The sequence below is a fragment of the Cyclobacterium sp. SYSU L10401 genome, from assembly GCF_010993705.1.
Classification (GTDB): domain Bacteria; phylum Bacteroidota; class Bacteroidia; order Cytophagales; family Cyclobacteriaceae; genus Cyclobacterium.
This window is the reverse complement of sequence record NZ_WOFO01000003.1, coordinates 436,468-462,771: the sequence shown is the minus strand read 5'-3', so window position 1 is coordinate 462,771 and position 26,304 is coordinate 436,468. Positions and strand designations below refer to the sequence as shown.

At 44.3% G+C, this 26,304-nt stretch carries 25 protein-coding genes; 14 read left to right on the top strand and 11 right to left on the bottom strand.

The genetic code is table 11. The features are described 5' to 3' along the window. Positions 1-14: 14 nt before the first annotated feature. The gene (locus GL182_RS09795) at positions 15-2,330 is read left to right on the top strand and encodes a TonB-dependent receptor plug domain-containing protein (protein ID WP_163379475.1); all 2,316 of its coding nucleotides are present in this window, start codon (positions 15-17) and stop codon (positions 2,328-2,330) included. Positions 2,331-2,342: 12 nt separating this feature from the next. Further along, on the top strand, positions 2,343-2,966 hold the full coding sequence (locus GL182_RS09790; protein WP_163379474.1) for an HmuY family protein: 624 nt from the start codon (positions 2,343-2,345) through the stop codon (positions 2,964-2,966). 373 nt (positions 2,967-3,339) lie between these two features. Here the strand turns inward: GL182_RS09790 and GL182_RS09785 are convergent, their stop codons facing one another. Next, positions 3,340-3,879, bottom strand: coding sequence for a hypothetical protein (locus GL182_RS09785; protein ID WP_163379473.1), 540 nt, complete (start codon positions 3,877-3,879; stop codon positions 3,340-3,342). Positions 3,880-3,886: 7 nt separating this feature from the next. Next, complete coding sequence (locus tag GL182_RS09780) at positions 3,887-4,438, bottom strand: hypothetical protein (RefSeq protein ID WP_163379472.1); 552 nt, start codon at positions 4,436-4,438, stop codon at positions 3,887-3,889. Positions 4,439-5,266: 828 nt separating this feature from the next. Between GL182_RS09780 and GL182_RS09775 the strand changes: the two genes are divergently transcribed. Beyond that, complete coding sequence (locus GL182_RS09775; protein WP_163379471.1) at positions 5,267-5,713, top strand: YybH family protein; 447 nt, start codon at positions 5,267-5,269, stop codon at positions 5,711-5,713. 249 nt (positions 5,714-5,962) lie between these two features. Here the strand turns inward: GL182_RS09775 and GL182_RS09770 are convergent, their stop codons facing one another. The 3 genes from GL182_RS09770 to GL182_RS09760 all read right to left on the bottom strand — a co-directional run bounded on the left by GL182_RS09770 (position 5,963) and on the right by GL182_RS09760 (position 8,804). Beyond that, a complete protein-coding gene (locus GL182_RS09770) occupies positions 5,963-6,874 on the bottom strand; it encodes a pirin family protein (protein ID WP_163379470.1) in 912 nt (303 codons plus the stop codon). Positions 6,875-6,906: 32 nt separating this feature from the next. Further along, complete coding sequence (locus GL182_RS09765) at positions 6,907-7,605, bottom strand: hypothetical protein (protein ID WP_163379469.1); 699 nt, start codon at positions 7,603-7,605, stop codon at positions 6,907-6,909. A gap of 86 nt (positions 7,606-7,691) precedes the next feature. Beyond that, positions 7,692-8,804, bottom strand: coding sequence for an amidohydrolase family protein (locus tag GL182_RS09760; RefSeq protein ID WP_240469761.1), 1,113 nt, complete (start codon positions 8,802-8,804; stop codon positions 7,692-7,694). Positions 8,805-8,976: 172 nt separating this feature from the next. On the opposite strand from GL182_RS09760, the gene GL182_RS09755 reads away from it, so the two are divergent. The 3 genes from GL182_RS09755 to GL182_RS09745 all read left to right on the top strand — a co-directional run bounded on the left by GL182_RS09755 (position 8,977) and on the right by GL182_RS09745 (position 13,135). Continuing rightward, positions 8,977-11,676 (top strand): discoidin domain-containing protein, encoded by a 2,700-nt coding sequence (locus tag GL182_RS09755; protein ID WP_163379467.1) that lies wholly within the window; start codon positions 8,977-8,979, stop codon positions 11,674-11,676. Then, complete coding sequence (locus GL182_RS09750; RefSeq protein ID WP_163379466.1) at positions 11,666-12,538, top strand: polysaccharide deacetylase family protein; 873 nt, start codon at positions 11,666-11,668, stop codon at positions 12,536-12,538. Before GL182_RS09755 ends, GL182_RS09750 begins: the two co-directional genes overlap by 11 nt. A 198-nt stretch (positions 12,539-12,736) precedes the next feature. Further along, positions 12,737-13,135, top strand: coding sequence for a hypothetical protein (locus tag GL182_RS09745; protein WP_240469760.1), 399 nt, complete (start codon positions 12,737-12,739; stop codon positions 13,133-13,135). Between the two features lie 40 nt (positions 13,136-13,175). Here the strand turns inward: GL182_RS09745 and GL182_RS09740 are convergent, their stop codons facing one another. Next, on the bottom strand, positions 13,176-13,718 hold the full coding sequence (locus GL182_RS09740; RefSeq protein ID WP_163379465.1) for a hypothetical protein: 543 nt from the start codon (positions 13,716-13,718) through the stop codon (positions 13,176-13,178). Between the two features lie 161 nt (positions 13,719-13,879). On the opposite strand from GL182_RS09740, the gene GL182_RS09735 reads away from it, so the two are divergent. After that, entirely contained in the window at positions 13,880-14,740 is an 861-nt protein-coding gene (locus GL182_RS09735) for an SDR family oxidoreductase (protein WP_240469759.1), read from the top strand. Between the two features lie 2 nt (positions 14,741-14,742). Here GL182_RS09735 and GL182_RS09730 read toward each other — a convergent pair whose 3' ends face one another. Then, positions 14,743-15,537, bottom strand: coding sequence for an SDR family NAD(P)-dependent oxidoreductase (locus GL182_RS09730; RefSeq protein ID WP_163379464.1), 795 nt, complete (start codon positions 15,535-15,537; stop codon positions 14,743-14,745). 226 nt (positions 15,538-15,763) lie between these two features. Here GL182_RS09730 and GL182_RS09725 point away from each other — a divergent pair, with 226 nt between their 5' ends. The 4 genes from GL182_RS09725 to GL182_RS09710 all read left to right on the top strand — a co-directional run bounded on the left by GL182_RS09725 (position 15,764) and on the right by GL182_RS09710 (position 18,782). Then, positions 15,764-16,234 (top strand): DUF1456 family protein, encoded by a 471-nt coding sequence (locus GL182_RS09725; protein ID WP_163379463.1) that lies wholly within the window; start codon positions 15,764-15,766, stop codon positions 16,232-16,234. Between the two features lie 308 nt (positions 16,235-16,542). Further along, complete coding sequence (locus tag GL182_RS09720; RefSeq protein ID WP_163379462.1) at positions 16,543-17,568, top strand: sugar kinase; 1,026 nt, start codon at positions 16,543-16,545, stop codon at positions 17,566-17,568. Positions 17,569-17,579: 11 nt separating this feature from the next. Beyond that, complete coding sequence (locus GL182_RS09715) at positions 17,580-18,032, top strand: YhcH/YjgK/YiaL family protein (protein ID WP_163379461.1); 453 nt, start codon at positions 17,580-17,582, stop codon at positions 18,030-18,032. Between the two features lie 87 nt (positions 18,033-18,119). Beyond that, a complete protein-coding gene (locus GL182_RS09710) occupies positions 18,120-18,782 on the top strand; it encodes a bifunctional 4-hydroxy-2-oxoglutarate aldolase/2-dehydro-3-deoxy-phosphogluconate aldolase (RefSeq protein ID WP_163379460.1) in 663 nt (220 codons plus the stop codon). 68 nt (positions 18,783-18,850) lie between these two features. Here GL182_RS09710 and GL182_RS09705 read toward each other — a convergent pair whose 3' ends face one another. Further along, positions 18,851-19,300: a DUF4440 domain-containing protein gene (locus GL182_RS09705; RefSeq protein ID WP_163379459.1), complete on the bottom strand. Its 450-nt coding sequence runs from the start codon at positions 19,298-19,300 to the stop codon at positions 18,851-18,853. Between the two features lie 218 nt (positions 19,301-19,518). On the opposite strand from GL182_RS09705, the gene GL182_RS09700 reads away from it, so the two are divergent. Further along, entirely contained in the window at positions 19,519-20,238 is a 720-nt protein-coding gene (locus GL182_RS09700) for a class I SAM-dependent methyltransferase (protein ID WP_163379458.1), read from the top strand. 4 nt (positions 20,239-20,242) lie between these two features. On the opposite strand, the gene GL182_RS09695 is transcribed toward GL182_RS09700, so the two are convergent. After that, positions 20,243-20,812 carry an acyl-CoA thioesterase gene (locus tag GL182_RS09695; RefSeq protein ID WP_163379457.1) on the bottom strand — a complete coding sequence of 190 codons (570 nt, stop codon included), beginning with the start codon at positions 20,810-20,812 and terminating at the stop codon, positions 20,243-20,245. Positions 20,813-21,146: 334 nt separating this feature from the next. Here GL182_RS09695 and GL182_RS09690 point away from each other — a divergent pair, with 334 nt between their 5' ends. Further along, complete coding sequence (locus GL182_RS09690) at positions 21,147-22,691, top strand: SulP family inorganic anion transporter (RefSeq protein ID WP_163379456.1); 1,545 nt, start codon at positions 21,147-21,149, stop codon at positions 22,689-22,691. 49 nt (positions 22,692-22,740) lie between these two features. On the opposite strand, the gene GL182_RS24485 is transcribed toward GL182_RS09690, so the two are convergent. Next, complete coding sequence (locus GL182_RS24485; RefSeq protein WP_410492710.1) at positions 22,741-23,415, bottom strand: DUF6629 family protein; 675 nt, start codon at positions 23,413-23,415, stop codon at positions 22,741-22,743. 303 nt (positions 23,416-23,718) lie between these two features. Here GL182_RS24485 and GL182_RS09685 point away from each other — a divergent pair, with 303 nt between their 5' ends. After that, entirely contained in the window at positions 23,719-24,309 is a 591-nt protein-coding gene (locus GL182_RS09685; protein WP_163379455.1) for a Uma2 family endonuclease, read from the top strand. A 14-nt stretch (positions 24,310-24,323) separates the two neighbouring features. Here GL182_RS09685 and GL182_RS09680 read toward each other — a convergent pair whose 3' ends face one another. Then, entirely contained in the window at positions 24,324-25,472 is a 1,149-nt protein-coding gene (locus tag GL182_RS09680) for a hypothetical protein (RefSeq protein ID WP_163379454.1), read from the bottom strand. Positions 25,473-26,304: the final 832 nt, after the last annotated feature.

The following is a 26,304-nucleotide window of genomic DNA, read 5'->3' as shown; positions in this document are numbered from 1 at the left end:
AAAATTTTGTCCCTATGTGTAGAATCAATCTTAATAAAAATAGTTTTGCCTGTTTGCTTATGGGGTGTCTTCTCTTTCCGTTCCTCACCCTCGCTTCCGATCCGATTTGTATCCGCGATCAGGCAGGCAAGCCCATTCCGCATGCCTATGTAAAAATCGGGCCGGACAAGGTCGTTCCGGTGGACAGTACCGGTTCCTTTGAGCTGCCGGATAACCTGGAAGACGACCAATTGATCGAGGTCTTTGCCATGGGATTTGATGCAAGGCAGATTCTGGTCAGGGAAATAAGCGAATTGAGTAGTTTGCTCTTGACGGAAAAAATTGGGCAAATGGGTGAAGTCGTCGTCGCTGCCACGCGTACCGACCGCAGTGTGGAAGACCTACCCATGCCGGTGACGGTCATTTCCCGCAAACAAATTCAGGAAACCGGTGGCATGCGGCTGTCGGAGGTGTTGCGGGAACAAACGGGCCTGCAGGTAGTCAGCGACCACGGTTCCGGGCTACAGATGCAGGGGTTATCTTCCGATTACATCCTGATACTCCTGGATGGGGAACCGCTGATCGGTCGAACCGCCGGAACCTTTGATTTGGATCGAATTTCGGTGACAAACATCGAACGGATAGAAGTGCTCCGAGGCCCTTCCAGTGCCATCTATGGAAGCGAAGCCATGGCCGGTGTGATCAATATCATCACCAAAAGCAATGGGCAGCCGTTTGCCGCCTCCCTGGAATCCAGGTTCCGCTCCTTTTCTACCATGGACCTGAGCGGGGAGGCGAGCTTTAACCAAAACGACTGGTCGGTTCAGGCCTACCTCAACCGCTTCCGTACGGATGGGTTTGACCTGAATCCTGATGTCCCGGGAAATACCCAGGCACCATTTCAGGCCACGACCGGGCAGGTTAAGTTAGGGAAGAAGTCCGGTAAATGGGAGTTCAGGATCTACTCCCGAATGTATAGGGAAGATTCGGAAAATGTCCTGCAAATCAATGAAAACGGAACGGGTCGACTGGCCGACCTGAGCTCCGAACGACGGGATTTAAACCTCAACCCTACGGTAACCTACCGGCCCAACGAGCACTGGCAATTGACGCTTCGGAGCATGACCTCCGTTTTCGAAACGCATTCGCTGACGGAGATGCAGGAAGACGATTTCGTAGTGGATGCACAGGATTTCCAACAGCGGTACCACCGCACGGAGTTTCAATTGGACCGGCAACTGGAAAACAATCAATTACTAACGCTGGGGATGGGACACCTGCTGGAGACGGTTGATGCGACGCGCTACGAGGACCTGAACCGCTTCGATGCCGGCTATTTGTATCTTCAGCATCAATGGGATCCAACGGACAGGTGGAACATCGTTACCGGTGTTCGGGGTGACTTGCACAGCCAATACGGAGAAAGAATCAGCCCGAAGATCTCCTGGATGTACAAATTCAGCGAGAAATTTAGCTGGCAGGCGTCGCTGGGGGCCGGATTTAAAGCCCCCGATTTCCGGCAGTTATTGCTCAATTTCAACAATGCCTCCGCAGGATATTACGTTTTTGGGGCGAATATGGTGCAGGAAGGGATTGAACGGCTTCAATCACAAGGACTGGTGCAGCAGCTATTGCTCGATCCTTCCCAGTTTGGTGCGCTGCAAGCAGAAAGTTCCCTGGCAATTAACACCGGTTTTCGGTGGAAACTCTCGAACGACTTACTCCTACAGGGAAATTTCTTCCAAAACAACATTTCCAACCTGATTGAGACGGCTCCTTTTGCCAGGCTTACCTCCGGTCAAAATGCCTTCTCCTATTTCAACGTTTCTCGTGTTCGTACGCGGGGAATCGAGCTGGATTGGACCTGGCGCCTGACGTCCCATCTACAGGTATCCGCAGGATACATGTATTTGGATGCCAACGATTTGGATGTTTTGGAGCAGATCGATTCCGGAGAGCTATTTCGCAGGGACTCGGAGAACCGGACCCAACGGGTGAGTCGAAGCGATTACGGAGGTTTATTCAACCGAAGTCGCCACAGCGGTAACCTGAAAATCAGCTACCAGGAGCCCGTTTCCGGGATAAACCTGGCCCTTCGCGCCATTCACCGGGGTACCTTCGGGTTTGGCGACGTAAACGGGAATCTAATTCTCGACGATCCTTCCGAATATGCGCAGGCTATGACCAGCTGGAACCTTAGCCTGAGCAAAACCCTCAGCAATGGCCTATTGCTGGAGACCGGAGGATTTAACCTATTGAATCAACTCAATCAATACGAGCCCAGCAATCCGGGGAGAACCCTGTTTGTGGGAGCAAAAGTACCTTTTCATCAATTAGTAAATTCTAAATAAACACCTATTACAATGAACAAATGGAACACGTTTCAGGCAGGCATTCTATTGCTTGCCTTGAGTACAAGTTGTGAAGAAAACACCGTGGAGGAGCCGGAAATTGAGCTTCAAGCGGTAACGGTTGAAAATCTCCATGCGCCGGGAGACCTGATGGACCGAAGTACCGGAGAAATAACCGAAGTGCGCCCTTTTCGCTACTTCAGCCTGGAAGACAATCAGATGGTGGAAGACCGGGAAGGGGACTGGGACATTGGATTCAAAGGAACGACCATTATCGTAAATAGCGGTAGCAGTGGATCGGGTACGGCACAGGCATCGGTAGTTACGGGTACCTTTGACGAAATTACCAGTGTACCTGCCACTGCGGATTTCAAAAGCGATAGGGAGGATGGAATGGCCATCCCCACCGGTTCCGGCAACGGCTGGTACAATTACAACTCCAGCAGCCATATCGTCAGCCCGATTCCAGGACGGGTATTGTTGATTCGAACCAATGAAGGAAACCATGCCAAAGTAGAGATCCTGTCTTACTACCAGGACAATCCGCCTTTATCGGAGGTGGACCCAATGACTACTCCAAGCCCCTATTTTACGTTTCGGTATCTGATTCAACCTGATGGAACGATAAACTTCTGATATATATTAAAAAACCGAATCTGAAGGTTTCGTCAGATTCGGTTCTTTTTTAACCCGGACTCTAAATTAGGAATCGTAATAGATAGGCTAATGCATATTTCGGGTTTAAGATTATCTTTGATTAATTTTTCAACATCCTGATTTTTAGCGTTGTCTTGTTCCTTGTGGTTTCAAATATCCCTGCCTAGAGCTTCCGGTATGCTATTTGGAATCCGGGGGATAGGGCATACCACATGCCCTCATTTACGCTGGCAACTGTCTGCAGTAAACCAATTGGCAGCATACTCAATAGTGCTCTTAGCATCAAGCCAAATCCTAACCCACGCATTTGCGATGCTTGAAAAATGCTTATTCCCTATTTGATCATAAAAATTCACATTTTCGAAAGTGGAAAATGGTACGCAAAATAAAAAAGTACCGGCCAGGCTTTAGTATTTAGGTGCATATAGGAACTTTCTTCGATTTCTTCAATCTTATCTTTATAACTATTTGATCTGACAGGAACCAATAGACCCACATCCCAGAAAGCTCCCGGATGGACCAAAGAATTGATTTTAAGGCCGGAGCCAAAACTTGGCCCCCCATAGGAGCCATTCATATTTGCAATCCCTTTCATTACTATAACAGCATTGTACCCGTACATACCGGTAAAATAAAATTCTGTATCTTTCTTACTTGGTATGATCAGTTTAAGTCCACCATTGACACCTACCCCAACCAAATTGTAACCTAAACCCAAAAAGACATTGACCTGATCAGAAGTATTGTACCCAACCTGAGTTCCAATCCCCCCATATGGCAATCCGATTCCCAGACCGAGAGAACTTTTTCCTTCCTTAGAACTTATATGCTGTGAATACAATTGGACGGATGTAACCACAAGGAGGCCAATAATTAACATAAAAACTTTCATGACAGGATTAGTTGTGATAAAACTCCGCAGGTAGCAAGGTGATTTTCTTTCCTTTTTCTTTGTCGGAAAGGTACTTTTTCATGCCATTTTGAATATAATATTCGAGTTTTTCGGCCTCAGAAGAAAAATCCACTTCATGAAGGGCAATTGGTTCCTTTTTTGAAATGAGCTTTCCGAGTCGCTTTTTGGATTTCGCATCGTCTCCTGCAATTGGGAACAACCTAACTGCAGCCTTCAAAGCTCCTGGAGTAGGTCTGACCTCAATGATATAAACTTTACCTGGCAAAATATTCGCCTCAATAAAATCCCTGTTTTCCGAAGTGACCCAAAAAACATGCTCACCCGGGTCACATTCATAAATAAAATAATTCCTGCTTTTGAATTTGCCAAGGTAATTTTCCCCATCAAAGTATTTAAAGTTGATCAGGGCTCCGGTCCCTGAGGACCTGACAAAATAAACCAGAGACTTCCCTTCAGCAGGACTACGCAGATCCTGCGACATGCCAGCGGAAATAAAAAACAATGTGCTACAGGCCAAAAGAAAAAGGGTGCGTTTCATAAATTGAATAAATAAAATTAAACAAAACTAAATAATTAAATAAATTGATTTTTACTTTCTCAAAAATTCAGCATAAAGAAAAATATAAAGGCAGCTTTTGTTACCGACTAATTTTTTTGCGAAAGATAATAAAAGATTTATTATTTCAAACTACACCTCTCTTATGTCATACTTCCTAAAATAATTTAAATCATTGGTTGGTAATATATATTATAATTCCAATAGTTTATATAATTTAAAACAAAACTATGTCCCTGAATAGATGGCAATTTGCATTTTATACCTAGAAAGAAGGATTTGCCGTAGCAAGAAACCTTTTTATTAAATAGAGGTTCTAAAGCGTGGTGAAAAACGTTTCGAACCGTACTTGCAGTTGATGCTACAGAAAATGCGGAATAAAAGTTAAAAAAAAATCAAAAAATATGCCATCTTAGTTTTGTTTCATTGCTGCATAGTCTTTCTCATTTCGTTGTTTTTTCTAACCAATTTTTCCTATATGCTTTAGTACAGGTAGGATTATCCATGAAATTGTCCATTAAAAACCAATTGGGTGTATAAATTTCATGCGCTTACATTTTTGAAAATCAGAAACCACACAAAAATGCTTGTACCAAATAAATCATTGGGAAATAAAAACCTGGGATAGGGGAAGATTTAAGTTCTGTTCGTATCAACATCATTTCTTTTTCGCCAATAATTGTATTTATTGATATTTAATTAAATATCTGAAAAACACAGCATTTATTACCCTCAATTCCTATATGGTAGGTAGATGACATGCATGCAATCAATTTTCCATAATCCTTAGACAAAATAAACCCAATAATCATGAAAACCACATTTACTATTGTCCTGCTTTTCTGCACCATTGTCCTTTATGCCCAATCAACGGAAGAAGCGGCAATAAAAGCCGTCCTTACCGCCGAAACCACTGCCTATATGAATCGGGATTTTGAAGCCTGGGCTTCGCATTGGGATTCCAGCAGAGAGGTATCGTTTTTGGTAACAAATATGGGATTGAGAGCCAACAACTGGGAGGAAATCAGCCAAAACATGAAAGCGGATATGGAAACCAATTCCAATCCCATACAGGCTAAGTTAGAAACCTCTGATTTTGACATCTCCCTTACCGGCAATCAAGCCTTTGCCGTATATGTACAAAATATGAAAGCGGAAGGCCAGGAATACAAAACCTACGAAGTACGTAACCTTCGAAAGGTAAACGGACAGTGGAAACTGGCAGCTATGGTCTCAAGCATAATCGAAGAGGAATAAAGTCTTATCAGGAAATAGTTCTCTTTTTCCACTACCGAATTCCCAGACTATTCTCTTTGAAGTATGTAGCCTGCTATTTTGGTCCAGGAGGTTAGGACAAAAGTTTCTATTTTAGACAAATTAAAAGGAAAGACGAGAGTTGTAAACGAGCGCCTTTCCTTTTCTAAACTTTCCTTTGAATTATTCAAAGCTCTAAGCCAATTCAATTGACCAATATAATCGGGTATGCCAACCGGATTCGCTGCAGCGCTAAGAAAGTGCCTCGGGTGGCGGATCCTTCCGCCGGAATTTTTCTTCCGGTAACGGAATAAACGCATCCTGATCATCCGGGGGCAAAACGATTCTACCCTTCGTCCAGTCTTCCTTGGCCTGCTCAATCCGTTCTTTTCGGCTGCTCACAAAATTCCACCAGATAAAGCGCTCTCCCACCGGTTCCCCTCCCAGTAACATGATCGTACAATCCGCTACTGCCTTCACGCTTGCCTGTTCAGTTTTCCCGAAAACCAGCAACTGCCCAATTTCATAGACCTGACTGCCCAATTCCAGGCTCCCCTTAGCAATATACAGCCCACGTTCTTCGTATCCCTCCGGCACGTTCAACCTGTGTCCCCGCTGAAGTTCCACATGTACATAGAACAAAGGAGAATGGGTGGGTACATTACTTTTCAGACCGTAGGCCTCCCCTGCGATCTGCCGCATCCACAGCCCTTTTTCCTCGAATACAGGCAGGCGATCTTTTTGGTAATTGAAAAAAGTGGGGTCAGATTCCTCGTCTTTTTCGGGCAAGGCCACCCAGGTTTGAATCATTTCGAGTTGCCCACCGGCCAGAACCGCCGGATCCTCAAAGCGTTCACTATGAGCGATCCCCTTTCCGGCTGTCATCCAGTTGACTTCCCCGGGTTCGATGACCTGCTTTACACCGAGGCTGTCCCGGTGGGTGACGTTGCCTTTAAACAGATAGCTAACGGTGGATAAGCCAATGTGCGGATGGGGCAGCACGTCCATGGCCGGGCCCTTTTCGGTACTGAGCCGGACCGGGCCGGCATGGTCCATGAAAATAAAGGGGCCCACCATGCGGCGCATGCGAAAGGGTAGTATCCGGTTGACCATCAGTCCCGGACCGATGGCAGCTTTTCGGGCATTAATGACGATTTCGGGCATAATTGGCTAAAACCACTCGGGGATTTGTCTTATTAATAATATTTTCCTATCCATTTTATTTTTGAAGCATCCGACAGGTTGGTTATTTTTACCTTGGAAGGAAACGAGGCCATTTGTCCATTTTCTGTTTGATAAACTTCTTCAATCTGGTATTCCACCCAGTTAAACCCAGATTTTAACTCCAATTGATACGCATACGTAACATCCACATTCGTGTCTTCGTCTACAAATTTGGAAGATGTACAATTGGTTGAAACAGACAGGTCATCCTCCAGGTAAAGTACTTCCCAAAACGTTCCACTTACTGCCGGTTGATAGGCTTCATCTTCCAGCCAGGGAATGAGATTTTCATCGGAAACCATAAATACCGTTCCGGCCCACTGCCCTTTCTGGAGGAGCCTGACGTAATCTATCCGGGCTGCCGGTACATCCCGGTATTCCCCAAAATCATCTCCATTGCCACACCTGAAGTGAAAATTAAAAAACAAATCACTCATAAACATGGATTTAACGTCCTGTGGCACATTCTGGGCATCTTTATCCTCCAATTCAATGGATAAAACACCTTTTTTATCTACCTGGCCGGCTGTAATTGAATGATCCAAACCAAATGGCATGAGCACCATGTCCATGGCTTTTTTGGGGTGAGACGGAATCTCCCCCTGAATTACCTGTGCCCATGCAACAGTTCCTGCCACTGTTGCCAGAAATGTGAGTAGCATTGCTTTCATTTTTGAGATGCTTTTTTAATTAATGCATGGTATTATGTAAGTAGAAATAACTGAATAATCATTGATAAACTTTTGGGGAAAATTACTTATTCTTCCATCCCAAACCAATGAATCGCATTCTTATAAAACACCTTGTCCACCACCTCTTTGGGCAAATGTAAACCCTGAAACGGTTCGTTGATCAGGTCACTTTCCATCTCGTTATCGCTCACGAAAAATTCCCAATCCCGCTTCCAGGCGGCATCCATGGCAGCATGCAAAGCCTCCTCCGTACGACTACCGTTATCTGACAGGTCCGTGGCATACAACAATCGGTCCTGGTACCGGATAAAGAATTCCCGCACCTTTTCCCTGTCTTCTGCCGTTTGGTAGAACACCTGCCCCATGCGCGCCGCCAAATCCACCGCCATGTTGGGAAAGCGGTCCAAAGTCCTGCCCAGCTCGTCTACATCGTATTCCAGGCTACCCATATGGGCACCGACAAATTTCAGGTCCGGATGTTTTCCCAACATGTTGTCCCTGCGTTCGATCAGCTCCTCATGGCTGGGCATTTCGGGCTGCAGGTACATGTGGTATTCCGGATGATTGCCATAATAGTTCCGATCGTTATTGGTAGTCATTTCCTCTAATGGAAGCCAGCAATTTTTGGGCTCTGCCAGGTGCCCCATCAAGGTCTTACCCCGTTGCCGAATGTGATCAAAGATGCGATCAAAACGGGCATCATCGATCTGGATCAGGTTTCCGGCCGTATCCTGGGAAACCATCCCTATATTTTTCCATACCTTCACTCCCAATGCTCCCTGGTCAAAGCAACTGTCTAACCAGTGGATCACCTTTTCCTCCCAATCCGGACTGTCCCAATCAGATACCGCAAAAGCGGTCACATTTACCACCGTTTCCGGATGGGCATTTTCCTGCTGCTGGCCGTAGGAAAATTTCCGGTACACATCATTCCAGCCCTCCGTATATTCCAGGGCTACATTGATCAGTCGAAAACCATCGGATTCGGCTTTTTCTACGAATAATGGGCGATCGGTTTCCATATGCACATGCACATCCATTTTCGGGACGGAAGGATAATCATCCATCGAATAATGATCTGAATCGGTCCCGCAGGCCGTTCCTAAAAGCATAAAAAATACAGGGATTACATATCCGGTCAGTGGCAGGTCTATTTCCATAATTAAATTGGTTTCCATTTCAAATTAGTACATTATACACAAGTATGATAGAAAAACCGAAAAAAATTATTTTTCCGGTAAGCAATTTTTTATAAAAATGCCCTACTTTGGTACTTGCTTTTCGGTCACCGCTTATTTACCGGCAATCGAATCGATTGAAAATTGCATTGAACAAAACCATTACCCATACATGATTGGCAAATACCTGAACTATTTTTCCCTGCTTTTTCTACTTGCTGCCTGCCAGCAGCAGGAATTGCAAAAACCAGTGTTTGATATCTCTCCTGAAGAACTCCTGGACCCCAAAAGAAAAGAAGCTCCCTACCCACAAATAGAAATCCCAGAGGGAGTAGATATAGAGTCCCCCCGCTGGAAGGGCATTGACCTGACGCCCGCAGCACCGGTCATCCCCTTGTCAGCCCTGGAAGAACAAAAAACGTTTCGCCTACAACCCGGCTTCCACATGGAACCGATTTTGGCCGAACCTCACATACAGGAACCTGCAGCCATCCAATTTGACGGCAACGGGAGAATGTATGTGTTGGAGCTCCGAACCTACATGCAGGATATTGACGCTACCGGAGAATTGATGCCGGCAGGCCGGATTTCCCGCTGGGAGGATACCGATGATGATGGCATTTACGAAACGGGAGTCGTGTTTTTGGACAGTCTGGTATTTCCGCGTTTTGTGGTTCCTTTCGGACCCAATACCATTTTGACCATGGAATCCAACGAGGATCACGTGTACAAATACACGGATACCAACAATGACGGCAAGGCCGATACCAAGGAACTCTTTGCCACCGGCTTGGGTCGTTCCGGCAATGTGGAACACCAGACCAGCTTTCTGACCTGGACCATGGACAATTGGATGTACAGCACTTACAATTCACGCCGCATCCGCTGGACACCGGACGGCGTCATTCAGGAACCTACCGGCAATCCCTACGGACAATGGGGCGTCACCCAGGATAATTACGGACAAGTCTGGTTTCAGGACGGTGCCGGAGGGGTACCACAAAACTTTAACTTTCCCATTGTATACGGCAATTTCAGGGTGGAAGGGCAGTTTCAGGAGGGCTTCCGAGAGCCGTTTAGCCTGGTCGCATTAGCGGACTTTGAACCGGGCATGCGGGAGACAAAGCCCGATGGCTCACTTAATAACGTAACCGGAGCCGCAGGAAACGATGTGTTCCGGGGAGACCGGCTACCTGAAGGATTGGTCAATCAGTATTTTTACGGAGAACCCGTAGCCAGAATTGTACGGCAGGTTCGGTCCGACAAGTCCGAAGGATTAACCTACATTCAAAACCCTTACCGGGATCAGGAAACGGAGTTTATTCAATCTACAGATCCCTTATTCCGGCCGGTAGACATGGCCACAGCACCTGACGGCACCATGTATATCGTAGACATGTACCGGGGCATCATTCAGGAAGGTAACTGGACCCAGGAAGGCAGCTACCTGCGCACAAAAATTCAGCAGTACCAGATGGACGACATCATAGGCAATGGCCGTATCTGGAGGCTGACCCATGAAGACCACCCCCGAAGTACCGAAAAACCACGCATGTTTGAGGAGTCTGCCAGTGAATTGGTGCAGCACCTGAGCCATCCCAATGGTTGGTGGCGGGACAAGGCACAGCAACTCCTGATCCTGCGACAGGATCGCTCGGTAGTACCAGAGCTGGAAGAAATGGTCCGGAACCATGAGCATGAACTGGCCCGCATACATGCCTTTTGGACCCTGGAAGGATTGGGGTCTTTAAAAGCCGAATTGGTCCGGGAATGGATGCAGGATGGCAATCCGAATTTACAGATACAGGCTTTGCGGGCAGGTGAAAGCCTGTATAAATTCGGCGATAAGGGTTTGGAGGCCGATTACAAGGAAATGATGGATCATCCGGATCCTCAGGTAGCCGTTCAGGCCTTGCTAAGTGCCTACGTCCTCGATTTCGAAGAGGTGGAAAAGCTGATGCAAGAAGCATTGGCCAACAAACAGGTAAAGGGAGTTCAAACGGTAGCACAGCAGGTCCTGGAAAGAATGGCTGCTGCACGGGAGCGAGCCGCCACACAATATACCGCTGTAGAAAGGGTCCTTTTTAATGAAGGAAAATCCATTTTTGACAGCTATTGCGCCACCTGCCATGGGGTAAAAGGCCTGGGAACGCCTACCGGTGGAGCTGGCGGTGAACTCATTGCTCCCGGTTTTTCGGGATCCCCACGTATTCAGGGCCACCCCGAATATGCCGTCAAAACCCTGTTGCACGGGCTAACCGGGGCTATTGAAGGAAAGGAATACGAAGGAGTCATGATTGCCATGGGCGAAAACACAGATGAATGGATAGCATCGGTAGTTTCCTACATCCGCAATGATTTTGGCAATCAGGGAAGTTTCATCAGTCCGGAATACGTAGCACAAATCAGGGAAGCCACCCGGGAACGGGATAGCAATTATTCCCATGATGCTTTGGTGGCGGAAATTCCCAAGCAACTGTTTCCGCAGGACAACTGGCAGGTAAGTGCCAGCAGTACCGCCTTGCAGGGAGTGGGTTCTACCCGAGATCCGGGATATGCTTTTGGCTTCAAGGGCTGGAAAACAGAAGAAGCACAAAAGCCGGACATGTGGTTTCAGGTAGTGCTTCCCCAAGCCCAAAAGCTGGCAGAAATCCAGTTTGATTCCGGGGAGGAGCAATTTCCGGGTAGCTATGCCGTGGAAGTATCGGCCGAAGGGAAGGAATGGATAGAAGTGGCTAACGGTACCGGAGAAAAAGGAATGAATGGTATCCGTTGGGAGGATAATACGCCGGTTTCGCAGGTTCGACTGGTCCTCAAGGAATCCGGGGATCAGCCCTGGGCGATGAAGAACCTCCGATTATATGCGCGATAAAAAGGTAGCAGGCAGAAAGTGGTTGCGATGCAGTCACTCATTCCGGAAGCAAGTGCCTGTGGCAGAAAAATGGGCCTACCGGATTTTTCTGATCAGTTTGGTCTGGTTTACACCAGGATTAATCGAGGCACAAATCCTCAGGAAACCTATTCCGGATAAAACGGTAGTATTGACATTTGACGATGCACCCGCCAGTCATTATTCCCACGTAGCGCCGCTGCTGAAGGAAAAAGGCTTTGGCGCCACCTTTTTTGTCTGCGAATTTCCGCCCAACCATGCGGACAGCAGCAAGTACATGAACTGGCGGCAGATGCAGGCCCTGGACCGGATGGGATTTGAAGTCGCCAATCATACCCATACGCATGCAGGGGTAGGAAACCTTCCCAAGGAAGAGATCCGGCAACAAATCGAATACATTGAAGAAAAAATGGATTCCCTGGCCATGCAGCAGCCTATCAGCTTTGCCTATCCCGGGTACAGCATGAGTGAAACGGTGTTGGCGGTGCTGAAGGAGAAAAACTACCGGATTGCACGGGCCGGGGGAAGCCGGGTTTACGATCCCTTGGCCGATCATCCCTACCTCCTACCCAGCTGGGCTACAGATGATACGAATGAAGCAATGATTTTCGATGCGTTGAAAAAAGCCAAAAATGGAAAGGTAGTCATTTTAACCATTCATGGGGTCCCAGACCTGGAACATCCCTGGGTAAACACCTCACCGGAACGATTTGCCCGGTACCTGGACTTTCTGAGTAAGGAAGGATACCAGGTGCTTTCTTTAAAGGACCTGGAAGCGTACATTGATTTTGAAGCAGCTTTTCGGTTGCTGGAAGCAGATCTCCATAAACCCCTAAAAAATTAAATGGGATTAAAATACCCCTATTGATCAAGATTGATGATCACTCATAAAGGAACCGGTTTGAAAAGAAACCTGACAACGAATATCAAAGGATTCCTTATGGTTTTCAATCCATCATTGCAACGATCAAAAGAAAAACGGTTCTTATGGATTGAATTTCAGGGACATAAATTACATTTATCAACTTAATTATTCTTTATCATGAAAGCACTTTTAATTACCCTTACCCTCCTTTCACTCGCAGTATTATCTTTCGGACAAAGCCCCGAAGGAGAAACCCAATCGGATAGCCTGATGATTACCATCTTTATGAAACACCATCAGGATAAAAATATCGAAGAGCTTAAGGAAATCAGGGATAAAAATGGTTTTTTGGAAGATTTCCCACCCCCCTCCGCCAAAGTCGTCAATTGGTACGTCATGATGGGTATCGGGCAGGTAGTAACGCTTAGAATCCCTGCCAGTGAACTCCGCAATCTCAATATAGCGGTTGAAAAAAGCGTCTGGGGGGCATTCTCCACAGAGTTTTATCCAACGTATGACCTGTATCCCCACATTCAACAGGCAAAAGAAGAATTAAAGGCCAGCCAAAAAGAATAAAACGAATACCTTTCGGATTTCAGGCCTGATGAAATGATTGCTACAGGTAGCTAATTTTCAATTCATCCAGCAGTAAAACTTCATGTTGGCTCGATTCGCTAAAATCCAAAATCTCTTTCATTTCCAGCTTATTGCCTAGCGCATGTTCAATGTTTGGCCATGATGGCGGGGTGAATATCCAGTTTCCGGAAGCATCTTTCATGTGGCTCCTGTCAGAAAAAAAGTAATCGGTAAAATGGCTTGCGGTAAAGCATTTAAAAAGCGGTGCTGTGGCCTCAGGCAAATTTTCCGATTGAAATGTTTGGTTGAAATAGGTGCCCAGGTCTGACGGGAAATCAAGGGTAGAATCAAAATCGTATACCCTCCACCGGCCGTTCTCCCTTGCCATAAGGACCACATGGTAATCCCACCAAACCGGATTTCTTTCTGGAATGGGGTGATGAGCCCAAAAAGGACAATTTTTACTTATATTGGAAATGACCAGTACTTTTTTATCCAGGGATTGGAAATCCGGATGCTTGCACAATTGCCATACATTTTCCTCGCAATAATTTTTGGTATACTTATAATTGGTTTTCTCCATTGGGAGCGCAAAGCTAAAACAAAATGATGGGAGAACGCCTGAATGTGCCGGGGATTTTTGAGGAAACAATTTTATAACCCATCATTTAATTTTATAATACGTCTTTTTCTTGATCCCCTGTTTTAAAATTTTCATTTTTACCTACAAACCATCGAATTTGGATGATGAAGGGAAAAATTTGCCTGGTTACAGGAGCTAATTCAGGAATTGGGTATGAAACCGCCAAAGAGCTGTGCATAAAGGGTTTTCATGTAATCATGTTATGCCGATCTGCTGAAAAAGCCGAAAAGGCAAAAAATGAAATCATTAAAACCTATCCGGAAGCTAAAATTGACCAGGCCATTGCGGATCTTTCCTCCCAAAAGCAAGTGAGGAAGGTCGCCAAAGAGATCATCTCAAAGTATCCAAAAATTGATGTATTGATCAATAATGCAGGGGCATGGTTTTCTGAATTCGGCCTTACCGAAGATGGTATTGAAAGGCAATTTGCCATCAACCACCTGTCCCCTTTTTTGCTTACCCATTTGTTACTTCCAGTCCTGCAGCAAGCGGAAGACCCGAGAATCATTAATATAAGTTCAGATTCTCATTTTCACGGTAAAATTCATTTTGATGATGTCAATTTAAGCAAAAAGTACCATGGATTAAGGGCCTATGCCCAATCCAAACTGGCCAACGTACTTTTTACTTATGAATTCGAAAAAAGAAAAACAGACAATAAACTGTCTATCCATGCTGTGCAGCCTGGATTGGTCAAAACAGATATTGGCCTCAAGCATACCTTTTCTTTTCATGGCCTGATGTGGAAAATCAGAAGGCTGGTCGGCAAGTCTCCAGAAAAAGGGGCAGCAACCAGTGTTTACCTTGCCAGTGCGGAAGAAGTAAAAGGAATATCGGGAAAATATTGGGACAACTGCAAAATCAAAAGTGCCTCCTCTCTGGCTGATTCGCCTGTGGGAGCAGCCCGACTCTGGGATTTGAGTATGGACATGTGTGGGATAAAAACCTATTTCCCCCAATAATGCTAATGCGTACTATATACCCGAAAAAGCCTTTCCAAAAGCCTCATTTTTAATCCTGTCGGGCATAATTTCATCAGTTTTACGAGAAACCAATTGACTTTGCCAGGGATGAGGATATTTTTCCCCTTCAGTAATCCATCAAGCCCATACTCAGCTACCTCTTCCGGACGGCAAAGCACCCATTTGGCCCGGTTGCCATGGGCATCCATGCGTTTTAAGGCATCAGGATTGGTCATGACCGGACCCGGACATACGACCGAAACCGTTAAGGGGCCATGCCTTTGCTCTTCCCTCAATGCCAGGGAGAAAGCATATACGAAATTTTTGGAACCGGTATACACGGCTTTGTAGGGCAGCGGCAGGGTAGCTTCCATGCTGCTCATATTCAACATATAGGCATGTTCATGCTGAATCAGGACCGGAAGGAAATAATGGCACATCAATACCAAAACCTTGTTGTTCAGGTTTACAATCTGCAGGTATTTATCCAGGGGAATATTTTCAAACCTCCCCCCTGCCCCCATTCCGGCATTGTTGATCAGCATGTTTATTCCAAGCTGCTTCTCCTTGCAAAAATCCGCCAATTTCAATACAGCTCCTTCGGCAGTGAGATCGGTGCCATAAACCATCACCTTTATTGGATACAAGGTTTGAAGCTCACGTTGTACTTCTTCCAAAAGCGCATCTGGAAGGGCTACCAACAGTAGGTTCATGCCTCTTTTGGCGCAGGTAAAAGCAAAGGCCTTCCCTATGCCCATGCTGGCGCCGGTGATTAGCGTAAACGTTTCGTTTTTCATCACCTGAAGGTATTATTTTTATTCACCAAATAAACAGGTGATACTGCTATCCGTTTCCTTATCTCCATTAGTTAGTTCTGGTAACCGGACTTGGCTAGTTTTTTATCCTGAGGCCCGATCGATAGGAACTTGATATTTCTTCCTGATCGACTATTTACCGGGTAAGTTATAAAGTTAAGCAGACTTTTGTAGAACAAATTAATCACTTTTCCTACCTTTATGTCCCATGCACAACAACGATATCTTACGTAGCCTGCGGTATACTTTTGACTTCGGTGACGATCAGATGATGCGTATTTTTGCTCTAGGCAACCTGGAAGTTACCCGTGCTGAAGTCAGCGATTGGCTGAAAAAAAATGACGATGAAGCCTTTCATCCGCTCAATGATTTCAAGCTGGCTGTTTTTTTAAATGGTCTGATCAATTATAAAAGGGGTAAAAAAGAAGGTGCCCCGCCCGTACCAGAGAGCCGGCTAACCAATAACATCATTTTGAGAAAGCTAAAAATAGCCTTGCAGCTGAATGATGAAGACATGTTGGAGATATTGGACCTGGCCGGTCGAAAAATCAGCAAACATGAATTGAGTGCCTTTTTCAGGAAACCGGAGCAAAACCAATACCGCCTTTGTAAGGACCAGATCATGCGTAATTTTCTTCAGGGGATGCAAAAAAGATACCGAGGAAGCCATCAGGACTAAATCAATTCCAATAATTGAATCAGGATTTTGTATCCGAACCATGATCCTGCTACTGTTTTTTTAACCTTTGGGCCGAATGATTTTCCGGTAGCCAACCCATTTAAAATGGCAGGCAATAGGTAGCCAAAGCCTATCTGATTGATAACGAATCAAATACTTTCTGAACCAGGGATCTTATTTGGTTTTTAGAAAATAAAGCAGTAGTCTTGTCTTGAAAAGGGCTTTTGTAGCATAATTGCTTTCGAAAAGCTAACCAAATAAGCTTTCAAATCATTATTTCAATTAATAATTAAACAGTTCAAAAAATCATGTCCAAAAAAGTCGTAACCCTTGGTGAAGTAATGCTTCGTCTCTCAACCCCTGACTTTAAACGTTTTGTTCAAACTGACACTTTTGACATTACTTACGGCGGTGGCGAGGCAAATGTAGCTGGAGCTCTGTGTAATTACGGGCTGGAAGGAACCTTTGTAACCAAAGTACCGGACAACCCTATTGGCCAATCTGCCATCAATCATTTGAGAAGGTATGGTGTGGATACCCAATTCATTGCCAAAGGAGGAAAAAGACTAGGCATTTACTTTTTGGAAACCGGGGCCTCCATGAGGGCTTCTCAAGTAGTATATGACAGGGCTGACGCTTCCATAGCAGAAGCGGAGATTGCTGATTTTGATTTTGACAAAATTTTCGATGGAGCGGTTTGGTTCCATACCACAGGGATTACCCCTGCCTTGAGCGATAAAGCAGCAGCTTTGACCGAAGCAGCCCTAAAAGCAGCCAAAGCCAAAGGTGTAACTACCAGCATTGACCTGAATTACCGCAAGAAATTGTGGAGCAAGGAAAAGGCAAAAGAAGTAATGACAAGGCTCTGTCAATACGTGGATGTATGCATAGGCAACGAAGAAGATGCCGAAACCACCCTTGGTTTTAAAAGCAATGAAACGGATGTTACCAAAGGGGAGCTGAACCTGGAGGGATACAAGGACGTGTTCAAGCAAATGAAGGAGAAATTCGGCTTCAAATACATCGCCTCTACCCTTAGGGAAAGTTACAGTGCTTCGGACAATGGCTGGAGTGCCCTGGTGTATGATGGCAACGAATTTTACCACTCCAAAAAGTACGATGTGCGAATCGTGGATCGCGTAGGCGGTGGGGATTCTTTCGCCAGTGGTTTTATTTATGGTTTGGTAGAAAAAATGGCCATGAAGGATGCCTGTGAATTTGCTGTTGCAGCCTCAGCCTTGAAGCATACCATTCCAGGTGACATGAACCATGCTACCCTGGCTGAAGTCAAGGTGCTGATGGGTGGTGATGCCAGTGGTCGGGTACAGCGTTAATTGTAAGCTTTATGATACTGGATACCCTGGCAAATAGCCAAAAATACCATTGTGTGCATCCCCTTTTTGAAAGGGCCTTTGCCTATATCAATGCACAAAATCTGGAAGGCATGGCAGATGGGAAATATGAAATTGAAGGAGATTCCCTGACTGCAGCCGTATTTACCAAAGCAGCCAAATCGGCTGAAGAGTCCAATGAAAAGTTTGAGTGCCATGACCGGCACATCGACATTCAGGTATTGATTTCGGGAGAAGAAAGCATAGGCTGGAAACCAAGAGCCTCCTGCAAAGCGGTGAAGGGAGCATACAATCCTGAAAAAGATGTTTCTTTCTATGCCGAAGCCCCGGAAATGTATTTTGGCATGCAACCCGGTCAGTTTGTGGTGTTATTCCCTGAAGATGTACATTCACCCATGATCGGAGAAGGCGAAATCAAAAAAATGGTAGTCAAAGTTAAATTATAACAAGCTTTAAATGAACTGAACCTCAGTTCCATTTAACGTTGAATGGGTACAATCAATTTACTGTACTTTTACAAAACCCCTATCGAAATGAGTGACAAAGCATCAATTTTAAAAAAAATACCGGAACAGGGGATTCTTCCCTTGTATTTTGATAAAGATGAAACCGTAAGCCTGGAAGTGTTAAAGGCCCTTTATGCAGCGGGGATCCGAATGGTAGAATATACCAACCGGGGTGAGGCCGCCTTGCATAACTTCAAGAAAATGGTTGCCCTCAGAAATGCAGAAATGAAGGATTTGCTATTGGGCATTGGAACCATCAAAAACAAGGAAATGGCCAGTACCTACATTGCTGCCGGGGCAGATTTCATCATTTGTCCGGGTTTGGTAGAGGAAGTGGCGGAAATAGCCGATCAGCATGACATGCTTTGGATTCCCGGTTGCATGACACCCTCTGAGATTATCAAAGCGGAAAATATGGGAGCCAAAATGATCAAGCTCTTTCCAGGCGATATGCTGGGCCCTGGATTTATGTCTGCCATCAAGGCACTATTCCCCAACCTGCTGTTTATGCCTACCGGTGGGGTATCTCTGGACAGGGACAACATTGAATCCTGGTTTAAGGCTGGCGTATGCGCTGTAGGTATGGGTAGTAAGTTGGTCAGCAAAAGCCTGCTTCAGGAAAAGGACTACCCCAAAATTCAGCAAATGGCCGAAAAAGCCATTCAGGTAGTCCATGAAGTGAAAGGATAATATCTTTCCCTAAGTTATTCCGAATCCGGTATGGTGTTTATGATCAGATAAATATCCGTACCGGATATTCAATTTCCAGCCGGCAGCATGTTCCTGATGGCAGCAATTTTCCAGTTTTTACCTTTTTTGACGGCTACAAAAGTACTCCACATTTTTCGTTCCGAACCGTCTTCATTTTTTATGGTATAGCGGGCATCTGCCAGACCTGTTTGCTCGGACAAATACCTGACCCGTTCCACTTTTAGAATCCGTTCTCCGGGATTGTCCTGAGAGCTGCCAATCATGCCCTTTACCGCAGCGTCCATACCGTAGCGCCATTCTCCGGAAGAGACGAGCTGGTCCATATCCTCGGTAATTATTGATTTTAGCAAAACAGTATCTGCCTTATCTCTTGCTTCAGCGTACCGGGCTACCAGGTCAATAATGGCCTTGCCATCTTCAATGGTTTGCCCTTGCAACTGGAAAACTGAAAAAAACATCATCCCTGAAAAGAACACTATATAGACTTGAGCTTTCATATCGGCTGTGATTTTTATAAATATAATCAAAATTTGGAAAAGTTTGCGAGCCCTGGTACCCCAGAATGGCTAGGAGGCACTGGCCAAAGAAGCTGAAATTAAATTATCTTTACCAAGTCGGGATGATCGGTGTAAAAAAATAAGCCAAAAAAGGCATTGGTTTTCGGCACCGATTTCCAAAAAGACAAACAAGGGAAGCCTTTTATCGTTTAAAAAGCATGAACTTCTTTCAACAACGCGTTATCGTCATCATACTTTTATGTTTCCAGATGGGCTGCAAACCAGGTCACGCCCAGGAAGAAACAAACTATACCTATTCCAATGCCAGTAGAGATGGTATTGGGAAATTTTATATGGGCAGGGAAATATCTCAAATCATGGGATTTCACGGGATGGCCTGGTTGGAGCGACCGGGAAGGTCTGAAGAAGAGAATACAGAGCTGGCCATAGCCAATTTACCCATTAAAAAGAATAGCGTCGTAGCCGACATTGGAGCGGGATCTGGCTACTATACCTTCAGGATCGCCGAAAAAGTTCCGGAAGGAAAAATATATGCTGTAGAAATTCAACAGGATGCCCTGGACTATATACAGGAAAAGGCAGCCAATCTCAATTTTGATCAGGTGGTGCCCCTTATGGGGTCAGAAAAATCACCCAATCTGCCTGCCAATGAAATGGACCTGATCATCATGGTGGATGTTTACCACGAGCTGGAATTTCCCCGAGAAATGCTGCAAAGCATCCGTGAGTCCCTGAAACCCGATGGAAAGTTATTGCTTATTGAATACCGGGGAGAAGATCCTGAGGTAGCCATCAAGCCCCTGCACAAAATGACGGTAGATCAGGTTGAAAAGGAACTTACAGCCAATGGTTTTGAACTGGTAAAGAATGGTCAGTTTTTAAATATTCAGCATTTCCTGGTTTTTGGCAAAGAGTAGTAGGTCATTTTTTCAATTCAAGGGCCACCTCACATCGCTGACCTTCCAAAAGGGAGGAAATGGCTTCCTGATCCCAGTTTCGTTTGACCTGATCCAAAAGCGACTCATACTCTTTTTTGTAGCTTTTTCTTTTGATGGCTTCTACAAACCTTCTTACATCTGTGCGGGTCTCCAGCAGTAGCGGAGGCACGGTTGTGGGTCTGTCATCCTCCCCCTTAGCTACCATGGTAAAATAGCAGGTATTGGTATGTTTTACTACCCCTGTTTTCACATTTTCTGAGATCACCTTAATACCAATGATCATGGAGCTGTTTCCCACATGATTGACGGAAGCTTTCAGGGAAACCAACTCCCCTACTTCGACTGGTTGTAAAAAGTTAACGGTATCCACTGATACGGTAACACAATAGGCGCCACTGTGCTTGCTCGCAGCGGCATAGGCCACCTTGTCCATCAGGGATAGTAATATTCCACCGTGAATTTTTCCTCCAAAATTGGCATAGGATGGGATCATCAGTTCGGTGATGGTAACTCTGGAAAAGCTGGCGGGTTTGGGCTGAATTGTGACAGGCATAGGAAAGCGCATTGATTGGATTAAAAATACTGTAATAGTTCACCAAATATATGCATGATTATCTTATTTAAATATTCTTAAATAAAAGCGATCACGCAAAAATCAGCAGATCCAGGTTTTGCCAATTGAAATCATTCCTGCACAGATTACCTAAAATGCCCCGAATCTGATGGTGACGATTCTTCTGACCGCTAAAAAAGAAAAGAAATGGTAACTTCAACCAGTCTTTTTAAACATTCAAAAATCAGGATTTTTTCGTTTCCAATCCATTTGTTATTTTTAAATTATCGTTTATACCAAAATGGCAAATATAAATAACCCAAAATAGCTGAATATGTTTAAAGATTTGAACCGTGATTTACCCGCCAGTATCGTTGTATTTTTTGTGGCACTTCCCCTATGTCTGGGCATAGCCCTGGCCTCCGGAGCCCCGCTTTTTTCAGGAATTATCGCAGGAATTATCGGAGGGATTGTGGTTGGTATGGCCAGCGGATCCCCATTGGGCGTTAGTGGCCCGGCAGCGGGACTGGCTGTTATCGTTTTTAATGCCATCGAAGAATTGGGGGGGAATTGGGAATTTTTCCTGGTAGCTGTAGTTATCGGTGGGATCATACAACTTATACTGGGGTTTGCCAAAGCGGGTTTTATCGCTTATTTCTTTCCCACCTCCGTCATTAAAGGGATGTTGACCGGGATTGGTTTGTTGATCATTTTAAAACAAATTCCTCATGCATTGGGATGGGACAAAGATGTATTGGGAGATTTTGCATTTTCTCAGATCGATGGCGAAAATACTTTTACTGAGATCGTAAAAGCATTTCAAAACATCACCCCAGGCGCATTGTTAATTACAGTGATCTCCATGGCCATTCTAATTCTTTGGGAAATGGTCCTAACTAAAAAACATAAAATATTCCAGTTGTTACAGGGCCCCATTGTGGTGGTATTGGTTGGTATATTGATGTACTATCTTTACCAAAGCGGTATTTTGAATTTTTCTTTGAATAGCACTCAGGTGGTGAATATCCCTGTTCCTGATAGTGCAGGCGATTTCTTTGACCAATTTACATTGCCTGATTTTTCGGCACTGGCCATGCCTGAAATATGGAGAATAGGCCTGGTAATAGCTATTGTAGCCAGTTTGGAAACACTTTTATGCGTAGAAGCCACAGACAAATTGGACCCACACAAAAGGGTTACTCCTACCAATAGAGAGCTAAAAGCACAGGGGTTGGGCAATACCCTTTCCGGTCTGATTGGGGGCTTACCCATTACACAGGTCATTGTCAGAAGTTCTGCCAATATTGCATTTGGGGGAAAAACAAAAATGTCAGCCATCATACATGGTTTCTTTCTGCTGATCAGTGCCATTACAATTGCCAATGTTTTGAACATGATCCCTTTGGCCAGCCTGGCTGCCATATTGTTTTTAGTTGGGTATAAATTGGCAAAGCCTTCTTTATTCAAGCAAATGTATTCATTGGGAAGAGAGCAGTTTGTTCCTTTTATGGTAACAGTAGTGGCCATATTGCTAACGGACCTGTTACAGGGAATTGCAGCAGGTATGATAGTTGGAGGCTTTTTTACCCTGTATCATAGCTACCGAAATTCTCACCACATGAAGGAAGAGATTTCAGATGAAAAGGGCGTTAAGGTTTATCATTTGATTCTTGCCGAAGAGGTTTCCTTTTTTAATAAAGCAAGTGTAATCAAGGAATTAGACAGAATCCCTCCCGGATCAAAGGTAGTTATTGACTGCACAAAATCGGTTGCCATTTCTTATGACGTAATAGAGGCGATTAAAAACTTTGAGGTAAGTGCAAAAATGAAAGATATTACCGTGGAAAAAATCAACTTTAAGGATCCTGTAACCAATTGATTTTAAGTACAGATTCTCATTTTCCTGGTTTGTGTTATGGTTGCAATTCTTAATTTACATGGTGCATGCAAGTAGAGGAAATTGTTTCCTTATGGATTCCCGAAATAATTCCAAAAACCATCATACTTAACAAAGCTGCAAAAAAACACCAAATGGAAACTAAATGATCTGAAAAGAAAATAATAGTGACCATAAAGGATACAAGTACTGCCAATCCCAGAAACCTTACCCCCTTTCTCCCTGCTATAAAGGGGCTTGCTGCAATGGGGAGAAAATAAAATACACCGCTCCATTTTTCCAAAAATACTGGAAAATCCAGTGTATATTTAATGTGTCCAGACCGAATTTCAGCAGAAAAATCAAAGGCAATCATACAATATAAAAAATAGCATGAAACAGATATTCCCATAAGCAAAAGGACCGAAAGTATTTTTCGCCGCATGGGGTTTTCTTCAAGAAATAAAATTGAAAGTGGAACCCAAAATGGCCACAATAGCTGAGAAAATCCCAAAAAAATCAAAGTTGGCAAATACCTCCAATTTGAATGTTCGGGTTCTCCCAATCCAATCCAAAGCATCCCCTCAGAAAACTGTTGAAGAGCAAACAGTAATGGAATAACTGAAAAAGGCAAATATCGGGGATTTTGGGTTTTCTTTATGGTGGCTATACCAATCGTTCCCAAAACAATGCTTGCCCCAAAACTTGCTTCCGCTGAAAAACACATATGCTGTCCTATTTATTAAATGGTGAGTTGAGCTAAGAAAAATCCTAAAATGTATAGTGAATTTTTTATGAAGATCAAAAAATAGATGGGTTAAAAGGAAATGAATATTTTGATTCCTGTATGCTTGATTTTAAAGATTCGTTTATCTCGGATTTTCCGGAACCATTAACTCTTTGATCCATCTATTGTATCTAATGGATGGGTATTGTCTTCCAAGGTATTTCTTTTATTCAAGATAATTCAAAATATTTCTAAAAATTAAATACGATTTTCTTATTTTAATAACCTAAAAGAAAAGCTATTATGCCGAAAGCAGAAGAACCCGATTTTGCCTATCAAAACCATTCCTATGCAGATTACCTCAAATGGGATCTGGATGAAATGGTCGAGCTGATCAAAGGCCGGATTTTTAAGATGTCCCCCGGACCCAACAGGCTGCATCAAAAAATTTCCGGATACCTTTTTTATGCTTTTTTCAATCACCTCAAAAACAAGCCCTGTGAAACTTATGCTGCGCCCTTTGATGTGCGATTGCCCCGGCATTCCAAAAAAAATGAAGAGATATATACGGTAGTCCAACCCGATATTTGTGTCATTTGCGATCCACTTAAGCTGGACGATGCCGGATGTGTTGGGGCCCCGGATTTGATCGTAGAGATCCTTTCTCCTGGAAACAATCGAAAAGAACTGGCCAACAAATACGAAGTTTACGAGGAATCTGGTGTAAAGGAATACTGGATCATTCATCCCATTGAACAAACGATTTTGATTTATTCCCTGATCAATGGGAAATTTCATCCCTCCCGGCTTTTTACTTCAGGGGATGCGGTAGAATCCAACGTAATTAAGGGGTTTCGATTGAACCTTGAATCATTTTTTAAAAACATGGACTAATGTCTTCCCCTACCCTATTTTTTTACCCGTAACTCGTAAATGTAATAACACTGGTAATCCTTTTCCTCCTCATGTATTTCGGCCTGCTCTGCATAATGCAGGTACCGGTTATCGCCAAGTCCTAATTTAAGCAGCCCGGGTTTATCCCAGGGAACTGGTTGGCCCATTTGCCTGCCTTCCCTGATGGGATAATAGTAGGTTTTTCTGCTTGCCATAACGGCCGAAAGCTCTTCTCTACTAAGTCCTGCCCTGCTTTGTTCCGGATTTATACCCGTTTTATATTCAACAATAAATGTATTTCCCTGACCGGCCATATGGGTAAAACTGGCCCCTAGAGTAATGTCCTTTCCAAAAGCACTTCTTCCTGCTTCTTCCATGGGTAGGCGGGAAAGCTGGTCCGGTAGCTGCCTATCCAGTCTAATCTTGTTGACCAAGGACAAATTTTCGTCAAACTGAAAAAGGATAGAATCGGCGGGAAGGATTAGGGACAGTACTTCCGAATGCCTATCAGAAAAAAATACGGGTTTATCCTTTCTCGGATAAAAATAACCCTGTTTGAAAATGCTGCTATCGTCTATTTTCCCCCCTTTCACCACAGCCCCGTCTGCCGGATTGACCAAATGAAAATAATTCAGGGTATCGAAATAATCGACGGGATATTTATCTAATAGCCGGTCACTGAGGTTGGCTATTCCGTGAGGAACATTGTCCAGGCTGAAGGAATTGAAATTGTCCAGGGGAGCATGAACCATCCTGACCATTGTTTCTTGTTCAAAAGGAAATTTTCGTAGCTGTTGCAGGTTTAAATCATATAAAAAAATTTCCTGATCGCTTACAAACATGAGCTCATCGCGCACAAACCCGGCTCGGTGAAGCACCATTCCAAAGGCATTGGGGCCTTCGCTCAACACTTCCTCTGCCAGAACCTCCCCGTTTTTATCTATAATAAAATACCTGCCTTCCAGACCCTGGGTCACCATCAGGAAAATTTCTTCCCCTGGATGGTAATCCAAAATCCTCAAAGTCTGTAATTCGTCAAAAACCAGGGAGTCTACCAGGATAAAGTCCATTTCTGCCTGCTCATGGTGTTCTTCCCTGGAAGAGCTACATGAGATGAGACCTGAAAAAAGGATAGCCAGGAAAAGAAGGTATGGATAATTCATCTGTTTTTATTTAAAACTAATTATTTAAAATGAAGATGTCAACTTTTCCTTGTATTTTGTTGTTCAGGACCTCGTCTTTTTAGCAAACCCGTCATCGGTAACCCCGTAAAGCAATCTGAACCGGAGCGGAGTCGTATGTCCACCGGGAAGTGGGATTAGTATCGAAAGGTCTCCTACGTACCCCTTCAGACAGACTGCTACGGGTGCGAAGTAATGCGCTATAAATTTTTATAGCCAAACACCGCACCCTCGCCGTGACGACACCTACCGTCATCGCGAGCACAGCGAAGCGATCTGAACCGGAGCGTATGCGTATGTACAACGGGAAATGGTAATTGGATCTAAATGTCGGATATGTACCCCTTCAGACTGCCATGGATGCTATTTAATGCGATGTGATTTTCATAGTCAAAAACGCACCCTACCGATGACGTAATTAAAACTGTTTTCTTTTAAGATATAATCCCTGAAGAAATTTTATAGATAAGAAGACCTTTATTTTTAATACGCAAAGAGCGCAGGCCCGACAAAAAACCGGCCTGTCCTGAATTTTCTCAGGGGGGTGCGGGAGGTATGTGGGGGGAAGGATTTTTTTGTTCCCGATGAAAAATCGGGACAAAAAGTACAATAAAAACACGGTTAATTATCAAAATAAACTTTAACTCATAATTATCCATTAAACAATGAGAAGTCTATATACCCATATAACTGATTTTAAGCCATAATCTTAATATAACGAACAAAAACACTATTTTCCCATATATGGCAAAATCCCTATCTTCATCCCGTTTTCTGCGTTTAAAAAAATGTTATGTCTACCATAGACGGCAGA